The sequence below is a fragment of the Rhizorhabdus sp. GW822-FHT03C02 genome, assembly GCF_058801765.1.
In genome coordinates, this window is sequence record NZ_JBXANN010000002.1 from 74,347 (window position 1) to 87,707 (window position 13,361).

Consider the following 13,361-nt stretch of genomic DNA (forward strand, 5'->3'; position numbering starts at 1 on the left):
ACGCGGGTGCCATTGTCGAAATTCTGGTCGCGCAGGTCGACCCGGCCCTGGGTGTCGAAATAGATCAGTTCGGACGACAGCGTGCTGGCATTGGCCTGATCGAAGTCGATGATGACGCGGGTGCCATTGTCGAAATTCTGGTCGCGCAGGTCGACCCGGCCCTGGGTGTCGAAATAGATCAGTTCGGACGATTGCGAGCTGGTATTGGCCTGATCGAAATCGATGACGACCCGGCTGGCATCGTCGAAATTCTGGTCGCGCAGATCGACCCGCCCGGCGGCGTCGTAATAGATGAGCTCCGACGACAGCGCGCTGGTATTGGCCTGGTCGAAATCGATGATCACCCGCGTGCCGTTGTCGCGCCGCTGATCGTCCAGATCGAGGCGGGACTGGGTGTCATAATATCTGGTCTCGGACGCGAGCGCCGAGCTGTTGGCATAGTCGATTTCGACATAGGTTCGCGACCCGTCGTCGTTGAGCGTGTCCTGGCTGACCAGCGTCAACGACGGCGTGTAGACCGTCTTCATCTTCGACCAGATGTTCGATCCGGGATCGTCCTGGTTGACCTCGGCGAACTCGATCGAGCGGGCGGCGAAATTGAAACCCGTCGGTATCGCGATGTTGTTCAGAACGAGGCGGTCGTTGCCGGCGCCGCCCTGGATATTGCTGCTGTCGTCGGCGGGGTCATAGACGATCATATCGTCGCCATCGCCCCCGTCGAGGCGATCCGACCCCATGCCGCCGTCCAGATAATCATTGCCCTTGCCGGCCATGATCACGTCGTCGCCCGCCATGCCATACAGCACGTTCGACAGATCGTTACCGGTGATCTGATCCGCCGCGTTGCCGCCGACGGCGTTTTCGATCTGGGCATTCTTGGCGATGGTGAAGCCGCCGATGATGCCCTGGGCGCTCGAGAGCCAACCGCCGCCGCCGGCTTCGAGGCCGAGCGTGGCTTCGCGAAGATCGATGGTGCAGGCGATCGAGGCGCCTTCGCCCGAGATGGTGTCGATACCGCCGGCATCCCAGATGCAGGCATAGCCGGTGCCGGCCTGGTTGGCGGTGGCAAGCCGATAGATGTTGTTCCCGGTGGCGGTCGACATGTTGGCGCCGTACATCGCCTGGATCGCCGCGATGTCGAGCGCGCCCGGGGTCGACATCCAGCCATAGTCATCGGACAGCGAATAGCCTTTGGCCAGATAGCCGTCATTATAGCTCATGACGGTGAAGATGCCCTGGTTCAGGCCGTAGGTACCAAGATCGGTGGATGTCGTGACGCCGGGGAAGGGCGTGCCCTCATGCGGATGTTCGAGACCGAGCCCATGACCGATCTCGTGGAGGAAGGTCGTGAAGCTGTAGCCGCCGGGCTTGTTGCTCGCCGTGGTGAAGACCGAACTGTCCCGATTGAACGCGCCTTCGATCTGAAAGATCGAGGAGAAGGCATTGCGCGGGGGCAGTTCGTGATGGCCGAGTTCGTCGCTGTCGGCGCCAAGCGATTCGAGCTTCTCGACCCAGTTGGCGCCGGTGCCGCCCGAGCCGTTATAATAAAATGGATAGGGGACCAGCTTGAGATCGGAGACGGCGTTCCACGCGTTGGCGGCGCCGAAAAAGGCCGTGGCGGCGCCATCGGCCCGCCAGGCGGCCCCGCCCAGGCCATCAAGGCCAGACGTGCCCGCGTTCCCCTGGAGCACATAGGTTACCTGTCCGTTGAACAAGCCTGCCGGGTTGTACATGTTCGGGCCGATCAGCGACCGCAGAAAGGGGTTGCTGGGCTGGGGGGCGGGCACCGTTGCATTCGCCATTTGTTACGTCTCGACTTGCTGATAGCTGAAGCGATGGGAACGATAGGTGATTTCGAGCCATCAAATCCATGGACGACAGATCCATTATGGATGACAGGCTCCGAAAATCCGGACCGCCATTCCCCCTCGGCCGAATCTACCGACAGGGTCTAGGTTCGACAGGTCGACCAGACAAGCCATATGAGATGTAACGAGTGGCGCCAGAACCGCGTCGATCGCCGCCGCGTTACTGACGAACGATGAAAAAGAGTTCATTACGCAGCGGGAATATTTCGGCTGCGCATGCGATTGATTGCCGACATCATGTCATGACGTCGACAACCATGGGGTTCTTCGAAGGGGTTTCCGGCCGCCGGACGGATCCAGCGGCCGGAAATATCCTATGAGCGCGACACCAGCGCGGTATATTGGACGTCCTCAGGCGCGATTTCGACGTTCGGCCGGCGGCAGACGATCGCATCCTGCAGAATGGCGCCCAGGCCGCCGCCCATCCACGCACCCTTTTCGATCTTGGTCAGCACGAGGCCGGCCTTCCAGACCATGTCCTCGATCAGGAAGCGATCGAAGGCGATGAAGGCGAGGCGATCGTCGACGTTGCCGACCAGGACATTGTCGTCGTCTTCGTAGCGACGATTGTAGAGCGGGAAAATCGACTGGCTCTTTTCGATCATGTCGCGCGAGAAAGGATCGAGCACGAAGGTCGTGAAGAGGAACTGCCCGCCAGGAGGAAGCAGCTTGCCGACGAAGTTCAGGAGGTTCTGATAATCCTCCTTCTCGACATGGGTGAAGACCGAGAAGGCGTAGGCGAAATCGAACTGATTGCCATATTCGGCAATGATTTCGTCCTTCGATTTCGGCGGCGCGCCCGAGATGAACTGATTATAATGGTCGTTGGCGCCCTCGATCGTCTCGAACTTGGTGTTCGGGAAGCGCGTGGCGATCTCGTTTTCGCAGAATTCGATAACCTTCGGGATGATATCCATGCCGACCACGCTGGGCAGACCCGGATGGTTGGCGAGCAGCGATGCCATCACCCGGCCGATGCCGACGCCGAAGTCGAGCGCCTTCGAGTGGGGGGTTATCGTCAGCAGCCGCCGAATGATGTCGTAACAGGCATCGCCGACCGATTTCGGATCGGAACCGCCCACCCAATCGTTCATCTCACTGGCGCGCATCGCGTCGTAAAGGGCGTCCAAGCTTTCCATATTTTCCTCTGCAGCGTTTTGAGAATGGTAAGTTGCGGCATCGACCGGCCGCGGTTCGTGGATCAGGCGTTGTTGCCGACGATAGGCGCTCCGACGAGATAGAGGAGTCGCTTGTGCACCGGTGCATGGCGCAGGATGCCTGCCTCTCTGGCGGCCGCCAGCAACGCGACGCTGCGCTCGGCAAGTTGCTGGCGCAATTCGTTCGAAAGCCGTTCCGCCTGCGCGATACGCTGGCCGAGAATGTCGATCTGCGCCGTATCGCCTACTCGGAAGGCGCGCTCGATCCCGAGATGATGTTCGGCATCTCGGGCGATCTTGCCGACATCCAGCAATTGCGCCGCCAGCGCGTCGCGCTCGCCCTGCAGCCGGTTGACGATATTTTCCGCCGCGCGCAGTTCGACGATCGCAGCCTGTTCGCCCGCCCGACACATCTCGACCTTCGCTTCGAGATCGGCCTGTCGCGCCCGTTCCTTTTTCAGGCTCGCTTCGTGCCCGCGCACGACGGCCCGTTCCCGCTCCAGATCGACTTCACGCGAGGATGCTATGGCGCGCGCGCTTTCGATGTCCGCCTCATGCGCCAGCGCAGCGGCGCGCAACTGCGCCAGCGCCTGCGCTTCCCGCGCCTTGCCATCGGCGATCTGGCTTTCGAGATCGGCGTTTCTGGCGCTTTGGGTCTCGAGGATCGCCATATGCAACTCGTTCAGCGATTGACGTGTCGCGGTTTCGGCCGCGGCAAGTTCCGCAATCCGCGTTCGATGGGAATAGAGCAGCACGTCGTTGAGCTGGCCGAGTTTGGCCGCGGCCGCATCGTCCCGGACACGTTGGGCCTCGATCAGCGCGTCCTGCAGTTGCGCGAGCCTTGCGACATTCTCCCGATGGGTTTCGACCAGGCCGTGATGGGCCTGCGCGACCTGATCGAGCTGCGCCTGCAGCATCGCGCGCGTCTCCAGCATATCCGCCGCGGCACCTACCCTGAACAGCTCGCCTTCGAATTGCTCGGAGGTTTCGAGCGCGGTGGCATCGAGCCGATCCTCCATGACGATCGCCCCAGCGGAGCGTATGTCGGGGCTACGGACATAGGCCCAGGCGTAGTCGACCGGTGAGGTTGGGTCGGCCATGCGGGTCGCGAATTCGATGTCGTACAGTCCATTCTCGGCGACGAAGTCGGCCGCCAGATCATATTGCTGTTCGGCGGCGATCTCCCACGTGCCTTCCCAGATCGTCGTGCCCCCGGCATTTCGCACCCTGGCCTCGAACGCGACGGGCGCGGGATCGGCGGCGGCAAGTTCGAGGCGGGCCGAAATGCGCGATTCGCCGTTCAGAAAGACGTTGTGGAAAACGGCCTTGTTCGTCCGCCCCGGTATCGGGTGGATGAAGAGATCCGCGCCGCGCCATTCGGCCGAGAGGCCGGTCGGCTCGTCGCCCACATCGGGCGCGAAATTGGCGAGCGGCGCGACGACGGGTTTCCGGTCGCTCATTGCGCTGGTGATCAGCGCAAGCCGGCTCATCGTGGCGGCGGTCAGGTCGAGCAGGCCGCGCCAGCTTTCGGGGCGGGCGGCGCGCTGGGTCGCGGCGACCGCGAAATCGTCCCCGGCATAGGCCGAGAGCGGATCCGCGAAGGTCGGCAGCTCGCGTTCGTCGCCGCGGACCGGCGGCAGCAGGATTTCGGCGGTTGCCTCGCTGGGCGCCGCAAAAATGCCGAGTTCGCAGCGGCTCCACACATTTTCGGGATTGCCGTTGTAGTTGTTCCTGTTGAAGGCGGACGTCTCCATCCAGAACAGGGCATATCCGGCCTTGTCGAATATCTCGCGGAATTCGCCCAGCTCGTCGATCTTGAGCATCTCGAGGTAGATATAGGGCCGTTGCGCGACGAGCGTCTCGGACATGCCACGAAGGACGTCGAGTTCCATGCCCTCGACATCGATCTTCACGAACTGGACGTCGCGCCCCGCGAGCAGCCGATCGAGCCGGACCATGCCGACCGGCATCGATATCGCATCGGCGTTTTGCGCCCGGCGCAGGTCGACCGCGCCGACATTCCAGTCGAAATCGCCGAAGTCGATGTTGAGATCGAGCAGCTTTTCCTCGGGGCCGCACGCCAGATTGTAGGGTTCGACGTTGCGATAGTCGTTCAGGCCGATATTGGCGGCCAGCAGGGTAAAGGCCGCCGGCGTCGGTTCGAAGGCCAGCACTGGCGAATTCGGGAATCGCGCGGCGAAACCCATCGCGTGCGTGCCGATATTGGCGCCGACATCGACGATCGCCGGCCCATCGCGCAGCAGCTTCGAAACGATGCCGATCTCATGCTCGCCCCATTCGCCATAGACGCGCAGCGAGTGGCCGATGACCCGGTCCTTCTTCGGAACCCGCATCGTGCCATAACGGGTTCTGATCTGATCTGTATCTAAACCGAACATGCAGCGAATGAACCTCGAATTCGTCGGGCACGCACGAGCAATGGCGTGGGGGAGCCGTTAAGGCAATGCGTGAAGGCGGTTCTCGTCATGTCAGCCGTAGATGCGACCGATACGGTCGCCGCGCTCCGCGGAGCCGAGCATGTCCTCGATGATCGCCTGCCGGCGCCGGCCCGCGGCGAGTTGCGCGCTGTAATGCGCCATTCCGCCCTCATCCGGGTCGCGTCCCAATATGTGGCGGTAGGCTTGCTCGACGAACTGCCGGTTATTCTGGGGATCGGGCATCGCCGCCGCCCAGTCGAGGATCTTGACGGCACCGGCGACGAGATGGTCGCCCGACGCGCGGATATGATCCGGCATCAGTCCGGCGCTGATCAGCCAGACCCTCAGGCCGGCTTCGGAGAAGGGGCTCAGATGCGCAGGCAGGCTGGCCGTGCCTGGTTCGACCCGCAACTCCAGGCGGCCGCCCAAGCTGAGCGCCGTGGCCCAGTCGAGCAGCGCAGCGATGAGGCGGGACTCGTCGAAATCGGCACCTGCCACGGCGTTGAGCCGAAAATACGATCCCTTGTGCCGCGCGCTTACATTCGCGGGTCCGCGCACATCGAGGGTCTTTTTGCGCCCCAATGCCCGCATCAGCTGTTTCCACCACGATGTTCGCGGCGGGGCGGGCGGGGCCGGCAATGTCGCGACCGCCGGCGCAGGCGCCTGCCGGGCCGCCGATGCGGTCAATGCGCGATAATTTTCGATCCGTTGCAGGCGCGCGACGCAAAGATCGAAGTCGAAACGCGTCAGGGCATCGCGAAAGGCCGTATGGAGCGCATCGGCGGCATTTCCCCAATCATAGGCGACCTTGCTCTTCAGCGGCCTGGCGATCCATCGGGGCGGGGCGATCGCCGCCTTCACCATCTCCGCAGTCGTTTCGTAAAGATGGATATTGCGTCCGAACGGCGTCTGATCCTTGATCTCCCGGGTCACCGCCATGTCGCGGCCGATGAGCGGTTTCGACCGTGCGAGGGCATGCATCACCGGAAGGCCGAAGCCTTCATAATGGCTGGGAAACAGGATCACCGTCGCTTCGTCGTACAGCCGGTCGACGAAGGATTGTTCGAGTTCGCCGGCCTTGTAGCCGATGATGCCCGGCTCGTCGTTTGTTTCGAGGCCGAGCACGATGACCGGCGGAATGTCGGGCATGCCGCGCAATATGTCGAGCGTCTCGCGGACATGCTTGTGGGGGTAATGGTTGCCGACCACGAGGATGTGCCGGCCGCCATCGTCCTGGCCCGGCGTGGCGGGCGGCGGCGCATAGTCGGCAACCTCGGTCGAGCACATACAGACGAATTCGGAACTGGTTTCGGGCACGGCGAACCGGCGGCGGAACTGGGCGGCGGTGAACTCGCTGAGATAGCCGACGAGCGGCACGAGATCGGTCATGTTGCGCCAGACGGCGGCGAGCCCCTGATCGTCGAGCTGCTGGCAATCCATCGCGATCGTGTCGAGCATCACGAAGCCGGCAACGGGGGCCAGTTCGGCGAGGTCGAGGATCTGGGTCGTCTCGAACGGCTGCGCGGGGCGGAAAGCCGCCGCGAAAGGCCCCATCTGGCGTTCGTTGCCCCAGCAATAGCTCAGCCAGGTTATCTTGTCCAAGCCATGAAACACCAGCGCTTCGTGGCTGCACGCGATGTATATGTCGTAGAGATGATGATATCTGGCGACGAACGCCGTCAGCAGATTTTTCGAATATTCGAACGTTCCGTTGAAGAACGGGCCGATATTGTTGCAGTCGAAGATGACCTTCAGTTTGCCGGACGGCCCGGAGGCGAAGCCGGCGACGAGCATCTGCGCCTTATATTCGGGGCTCGAAAAATAGCGATCGGTCGCGCGCTGATATTCCGGATAACGTTGCAGCAATATCGCGCGATTGGTCTGCTCGCGCTCGCTCGGCGCCACCGCCGACTGGGCGAACGACACGTTTCCGATATGGAAGACAAAGGCGTGATTGGCCAGCACCGCCCGGTATCCGCGCTGGTTGCAGCGCAGGATGAGGTCGTTCTCCTCATTATAGCCGCCGCCATAGATGGTGTCGAAAAAGCCGAACTCCTCCAGCATCAGCCGGCGGACATACAGGCAGAAGCCGACCGCCGTCGGAGCGTAGGTGACACGGGGCAACAGTGGCTCGATCGCCTGATGCGCCTTCCACGCCTCGGGCAGGGCCAGCGTCCGGAACACGTCCGGATAGGGCGAATTGCATATCGTCGCGTTGTTCGAACGCGGGCTGACGACCGCGGTCAGCGGATCGAGCGCGGCGACGGCGCTGATTTCGGTGAGCGCGCCCGGCGTGAGAAGCGTGTCCGAATTCAGCAGCAGGACGTCCGCGCCGGCCTCGACCGCCAGCGCGAAAGCGCGATTGCAGGACTGGACAAAGCCGAGGTTGGTTTCGTTGACGAGCAGTTCGACGTCCAGCGCCGCGCCAATGTCCGGCATGTGCTGATCGAGAGCTTCCCGTAACGGCTCATGATCCGGTGAATCGTTGATAATCAATATTTTTGCGTCGAGCGTCTTGATCTCTGCGGATGCATCGATCAACGAGCCGAACAGGCCGGGTATGAGGTCAGGTTGCTTGTACAGCGGGACGACTATTAGCAATTTATATTTTGTCATTTTGGAGAAAGCCGTTCCGTTTCTGCGCAGTCCGGGCGGACTTTTAGGCGGGCGTGACCCAACCGTGATGTTATCCGGGCAAGAGTTGCCGCGTCAATGCCGCGGCGCACACAAGCCGTGTTTGATGCGGTCTCGCGGTTGTGCAGGTCATGACCCTGAAATATAGCCGGTCCATGCGGATCCGATGGGGGCGATGAAAAGCTGGTTCACCAAGGGCGTGGGTTTCTGGCGCGCAGCGGGCAACCGGGCGATGGCCGCGCGCGACTGGACGCGGGCGGCCCGCTTTTATGCGGTAACATTGAAGCTCCAGCCGGGCGACGTCGCCATCCACATCCAGCTGGGGCATGCGCTCAGGGAAATGGGCAACCTGCCGGCGGCGCTCGCCGCCTATGACCGTGCGATCGACATCGCGTCGAACAACGAAGATGCGCGCCTGCAGCGCGCGCGTACGCTGCAGGCGCTCGGCAGGGTCGACGAAGCGATCGACGCCTTCGTGGAACTGCTGGAGCTAAACCCGGACAATATCGAGGTGTTCGCGAGCCTGATCCATCTCGGCGCGCGCGACCGCCTGCCCGATGGATTTCAGCGGCACGCCCGGACCGGCGGACTGTCCGCCATCGTCGCGAGGCTGGACGAAGCGAGCGCGAAGATCTCCGACTGGGTCGACACCTCCACCTATCCGGTCGCGCATTATGATGCCTTCCGGCGGGATTTTCCGATCCGCCGCCCGCCCGGGCGGGAGATCGGCACAGGGCATATCGAGGTGATCGTCGATGCCAGGGGAAGCGCGCCGTCCTTCGTGCGATCGACCCTGCTCAGCCTCGTCGATCAGGTCGAACGCGACTGGTGCGCCACCGTCCTGGCGGACGAGGCGATCGCCGACCATTCGGTCGCCAGTCTCGGGGCGGTCGACGACCGCATCGTTTTTGCCGGGCCCGGCGGACCGGCCGCAGGTGAACGGCCTTTTCTGCTGCATGTTTCCGCGGGGACGGTGCTCGATCCCCAGGCGCTGGGCTGGTTCGACTTCGCCGCGGCGCGAACCGGATGCGCCGCGGCATGGTCCGACCATGACTGCGCCGTCGAGCATTGGCGCCACGGCCTCAACCGGGAGAATCCGCAGCTCTGGGGCGTTTTCGACGCCGACCTGATGGCGCAGACGAGGTCGCCGCCGGCGGTGATACTGGTCCGGCGCGGAATCCGCGGAGCGGATCATGATTTCCCGCCGGAATTCCGAAGATCGCTGATGCTGGCGGCTGCGGGCGAGGGGCCGGTCGTCCACATACCCCGGATATTGTCGTCGATCCTGCGCGTGCCGGAGCGCGCCGAAATCGCACCTTCGGGCGATGGCCCGATTCGCAGATGGTCGATCGATCCCGTGGGCGCGCCGCCGGCCCCGGGGCCCGTCGCCGGATCGGATCTGGTCATCCGCGAGCGCGGCACGCGGCCGGCGGTGAGCACGGGGGCCGTGCGATCGCCCGAAGAGCGCATCCAGATCGTCATCCCGACCCGCGATGCCCCGGATCTGGTGCGGGCGGCTGTCGACAGCCTGTTCGGCAAGGCGGCGCGTCCCGATCTGCTCGACCTGACGATCGTCGACAACCGCAGCGTCGAACCCGCGACGGCCGACCTGCTGCGCCTGCTCGAGCAACGGCACAAGGCGGCGATCCTGACACTGGACGAGCCGTTCAACTGGTCACGCGCGAACAATCTGGCCGCCGCGGCATCGCGCGCGCCGATCATGGTCTTCGCCAACAACGACATCGAAATGTACACGGCCGGATGGGACGATCTGGCACGCGGTTATCTGCAGCGCGAGGATGTCGGGGCGCTGGGCGTGCGGCTGTTATATCCGGACGGCAGCCTGCAGCATGGCGGGGTGCTCATGGGCGTGGGCGAAGGGCTGATGCTCCATGACGGATGGCACGCGATCGCGGGGGAGACCGGCCCGGGCGATCGCTTCGATCTGGCGCATGCGACCGCTGCGGCGACCGGCGCGTTCCTGGCGGTTCGGCGGACGCGGTTCGAAGAGGCGGGGGGCTTCGACGAAACCGAACTGATGATCGCCTATAACGATGTCGATCTTTGCCTGCGGATCCGATCGATGGGCTGCCGGATCCTGTATTCGCCGGCGATCGAACTGCTCCATCTCGAATCGAAGACGCGCGGCCTGGACGTCGGGCGGGTTCGGGTCGCCTGGGACCAGGGCGAGCTTCGCAGCCTTTATGCGCGGTGGGGGGACGCGATCGAAAGCGATCCCGGCTACAATATCCATTGGGCGCGCGACCGGCCTTATGACGGATTCGTCGAGCCGACGATGCGGCAGATCGTCCAGTCGATCGATCGCAGCGCGCGCGGCCAGCCCTGGCGCGTGGCGCGGGCCGACGCCGCGCGAGATGCCGGTTGAACCGGCCCCGGGGCGGCGTCTTTCGGTGTTCGCCGATCAGGATGCGCGCTGCACGACGTTCCTGAGATAGGTCCCGTAAGCGCTCTTGCCGAGTTCGGCCGCGAGCCGCTCGAGTTGCGCGCCGTCGATGAAGCCCTGTTCGTAGGCGACCTCTTCGGGCGCGGCGATCTTGAAGCCCTGCCGCTTCTCGAGGGTGCGGACGAACTCGGCGGCTTCGAGCAGGCTGTCGGGCGTGCCGGTGTCGAGCCAGGCGAAGCCACGGCCCATGATCTCGACCGACAGGTTCGATTGTTCGAGATAGGCGCGGTTGACGTCGGTGATCTCGAGCTCGCCGCGGCTTGACGGCTTGAGGTTGCGCGCGATCTCGATCACCTGCGCGTCGTAGAAATAAAGCCCGGTCACCGCCCAGTTCGATCGGGGCGAGGTCGGCTTTTCCTCGATCGACAAGGCGCGCATCTGTGCGTCGAATTCGACCACCCCATAACGGTCGGGGTCGGTGACATGATAGGCGAAGACCGTCGCCCCGTCGGCCCGGGCGGCCGCGCGCTGGAACAGCTCGGTCGAGCCGTGGCCGTAGAAGATATTGTCGCCCAGGATCAGCGCCGAGGGCGAATGGCCGACGAAGTCGGCACCGATGATATAGGCCTGCGCCAGGCCTTCGGGTTTCGGCTGGACGGCATATTGGATTTCCAGGCCCCATCGCGATCCGTCGCCCAGCAAGGCCTGGAACGCCGGCGTGTCGCGCGGCGTGGAAATGATCAGGATCTCCCGGATGCCCGCCAGCATCAGCGTCGACAGCGGATAATAGATCATCGGCTTGTCGTAGACCGGCATCAGTTGCTTCGACGTCACCATCGTCATCGGATGCAGGCGCGTGCCCGATCCCCCGGCAAGAATGATACCCTTCACAGCGCTTATGCCCCCGTCTGGGGCACGGGCCCCGCAAGCTCGTCGATGATATCGCGAACGGCGGCACGCCAGTCGCGAGGATGGATGCCATATGCGGCGGTGATCTTCGCCGTGGCCAGCCGCGAATTGGCAGGGCGCCGGGCGGGCGTCGGATATTCGGCGGTGGTGATGGCCTCGACCTCGGGCGAGGGCCCGCCGGCCGCCGCGCTGAGCGCGAAGATTTCGCGCGCGAGACCGCACCAGCTCGCTTCGCCGGCATTGACGAAGTTGAAGATGCCGGTCGGGGCGTGGCCGTCGGCGATCATCGCCAGGGTAATGGTCCTGAGCGCGCCGGCGATGTCCGCCGCCGAGGTCGGGCAGCCATGCTGGTCGTCGACCACGCGCAATCTGGGATTGACGGCGCCGACGCGCAGCATCGTCTTGAGGAAATTGCCGCGGTGGGCGGACAGCACCCAGGCGGTGCGCAGCACCACCGATCGGGGATTGCCCGACAGCACCGCATATTCGCCCGCGAGCTTCGACGCGCCATAGCTCCCGAGCGGTGCCACCGGATCGTCTTCCGAATATGCCCCGACCTTTCCGCCGTCGAAGACATAGTCGGTCGAGACATGGACGAGCGGAATGCCGGCCTTGCGGCTCGCCTGGGCGAGATTGGCGGCGCCCTGGGCATTGCACAGGAAAGCGGCGGCGCTGTCCTCTTCGGCCTTGTCGACCGCGGTATACGCCGCGGGATTGATCACGGCGGCAAATTCGCGGGTCGCGAACAGCGCGTCGACGCTGGCGATGTCGGCGATGTCGCACTCGTCCCGGGTCGGGCAATATGGCCTCATATCGGCGGGCCAGTCCTGCCGGGCGAGTTCGATGCCGACCTGTCCGGTGCCGCCGGTGATCAGGATTTCACGCATCATCTGGCCCCGGCGAGGCCGAGACGGCCGGTGTCGTAACGGCCGGCCAGGATGTCGCTCCACCATTCGCGATTCTCGAGATACCAGTGCACGGTGTTGTCGATGCCCTGTTCGAACGTCATCGAAGGCGTCCAGCCGAGATCGTTGCGGATCTTCGACGCGTCGATGGCGTATCGATGATCATGTCCGGGCCGATCGGTCACGAAGCGGATCTGCTCGGCATAGCGCCTGCCGTCCTCGCGCGGCCGAAGCCGGTCGAGCGTCGCGCAGATCGCCTCGACGACCTCGATATTCTTCCGCTCCGAATTGCCGCCGACATTGTAGGTCTCGCCGGGGATGCCCGTCTCGAAGACGGTGCGCAGCGCCCGCGCATGGTCTTCCACGTACAACCAGTCGCGGATGTTGGAACCGTCGCCGTAGACGGGCAGGTCTTCGCCGGCGAGCGCCTTGATGATGACCAGCGGGATCAGCTTTTCGGGAAAATGATAAGGCCCGTAATTGTTCGAGCAGTTGGTCACCAGGACCGGCAGCCCATAGGTATGACCCCAGGCCCGCACCAGGTGATCGGAGCCAGCCTTCGATGCCGAATAAGGCGAGCGGGGATCATAAGCGGTGGTTTCGCTGAACAACCCGTCTTCGCCCAGCGAACCGAACACCTCGTCGGTCGATATATGGTGGAAGCGGAACGTCGCGCGCCTATCCTCGTCGAGCCCCTGCCAGTAGCCCAGCGCCTGCTGCAGCATCGTGAAAGTACCGACGACATTGGTCTGCACGAACTCGCCCGGGCCGTCGATCGATCGGTCGACATGGCTTTCCGCGGCGAGATGGGCGACCACGTCCGGCCGGAAATCGGCCAGCAGCGAGCCGACGAGGGCGGCGTCGCAGATATCGCCCCGCACGAACCGATAGCGTTCGGAGCCGGCGATGCCCGCGAGCGAGGAGAGAATCCCGGCATAGGTCAGCTTGTCGAAATTGAGCACTTCATGCTCGGTCTGTCCGATCAGGTGGCGCACCAGCGCCGACCCGATGAAGCCGGCCCCGCCGGTTACCAGGATACGCATGTC

Annotated in this window: 8 protein-coding genes; 1 reads left to right on the forward strand and 7 read right to left on the reverse strand. The window is 63.8% G+C overall.

Going from position 1 to position 13,361, the window contains the following annotated elements; genetic code table 11:
- The 4 genes from AC1RM6_RS07460 to AC1RM6_RS07475 form a co-directional block, all read right to left on the reverse strand.
- Positions 1 to 1,802, reverse strand: a 1,802-nt coding sequence (locus tag AC1RM6_RS07460; RefSeq protein ID WP_493099713.1) for a M10 family metallopeptidase C-terminal domain-containing protein, incomplete at its 3' end; no start/stop codon positions are given.
- 380 nt (positions 1,803 to 2,182) lie between these two features.
- Complete coding sequence (locus tag AC1RM6_RS07465; RefSeq protein ID WP_493099715.1) at positions 2,183 to 3,007, reverse strand: class I SAM-dependent methyltransferase; 825 nt, start codon at positions 3,005 to 3,007, stop codon at positions 2,183 to 2,185.
- Positions 3,008 to 3,069: 62 nt separating this feature from the next.
- Positions 3,070 to 5,379: an FkbM family methyltransferase gene (locus AC1RM6_RS07470; protein WP_493099717.1), complete on the reverse strand. Its 2,310-nt coding sequence runs from the start codon at positions 5,377 to 5,379 to the stop codon at positions 3,070 to 3,072.
- A gap of 135 nt (positions 5,380 to 5,514) precedes the next feature.
- Positions 5,515 to 8,079: a DUF4214 domain-containing protein gene (locus tag AC1RM6_RS07475; RefSeq protein ID WP_493099719.1), complete on the reverse strand. Its 2,565-nt coding sequence runs from the start codon at positions 8,077 to 8,079 to the stop codon at positions 5,515 to 5,517.
- A 184-nt stretch (positions 8,080 to 8,263) separates the two neighbouring features.
- On the opposite strand from AC1RM6_RS07475, the gene AC1RM6_RS07480 reads away from it, so the two are divergent.
- Positions 8,264 to 10,483, forward strand: a complete 2,220-nt coding sequence (locus tag AC1RM6_RS07480) for a tetratricopeptide repeat protein (protein WP_493099721.1) — start codon at positions 8,264 to 8,266, stop codon at positions 10,481 to 10,483.
- Between the two features lie 36 nt (positions 10,484 to 10,519).
- Here the strand turns inward: AC1RM6_RS07480 and rfbA are convergent, their stop codons facing one another.
- From rfbA to rfbB, 3 genes are read right to left on the reverse strand one after another with little or no spacing between them, the layout of a single operon-like run.
- Positions 10,520 to 11,392: a glucose-1-phosphate thymidylyltransferase RfbA gene (gene rfbA / locus AC1RM6_RS07485; RefSeq protein WP_493099723.1), complete on the reverse strand. Its 873-nt coding sequence runs from the start codon at positions 11,390 to 11,392 to the stop codon at positions 10,520 to 10,522.
- Positions 11,393 to 11,397: 5 nt separating this feature from the next.
- Positions 11,398 to 12,297: a dTDP-4-dehydrorhamnose reductase gene (rfbD, locus tag AC1RM6_RS07490; protein WP_493099725.1), complete on the reverse strand. Its 900-nt coding sequence runs from the start codon at positions 12,295 to 12,297 to the stop codon at positions 11,398 to 11,400.
- Positions 12,297 to 13,358: a dTDP-glucose 4,6-dehydratase gene (rfbB, locus tag AC1RM6_RS07495; protein ID WP_493099727.1), complete on the reverse strand. Its 1,062-nt coding sequence runs from the start codon at positions 13,356 to 13,358 to the stop codon at positions 12,297 to 12,299. The genes rfbD and rfbB overlap by 1 nt, the downstream gene beginning before the upstream one ends.
- Positions 13,359 to 13,361: the final 3 nt, after the last annotated feature.

What these genes read in the sequence shown, in the direction of transcription:
- rfbB (WP_493099727.1), bottom strand. Translation starts at nt 13,358, where the DNA reads ATGCGTATCCTGGTAACCGGCGGGGCCGGCTTCATCGGGTCGGCGCTG.
- AC1RM6_RS07470 (WP_493099717.1), bottom strand. Translation starts at nt 5,379, where the DNA reads ATGCGGGTTCCGAAGAAGGACCGGGTCATCGGCCACTCGCTGCGCGTC.
- AC1RM6_RS07475 (WP_493099719.1), bottom strand. Translation starts at nt 8,079, where the DNA reads ATGACAAAATATAAATTGCTAATAGTCGTCCCGCTGTACAAGCAACCT.
- AC1RM6_RS07465 (WP_493099715.1), bottom strand. Translation starts at nt 3,007, where the DNA reads ATGGAAAGCTTGGACGCCCTTTACGACGCGATGCGCGCCAGTGAGATG.
- rfbD (WP_493099725.1), bottom strand. Translation starts at nt 12,297, where the DNA reads ATGCGTGAAATCCTGATCACCGGCGGCACCGGACAGGTCGGCATCGAA.
- AC1RM6_RS07480 (WP_493099721.1), top strand. Translation starts at nt 8,264, where the DNA reads ATGGGGGCGATGAAAAGCTGGTTCACCAAGGGCGTGGGTTTCTGGCGC.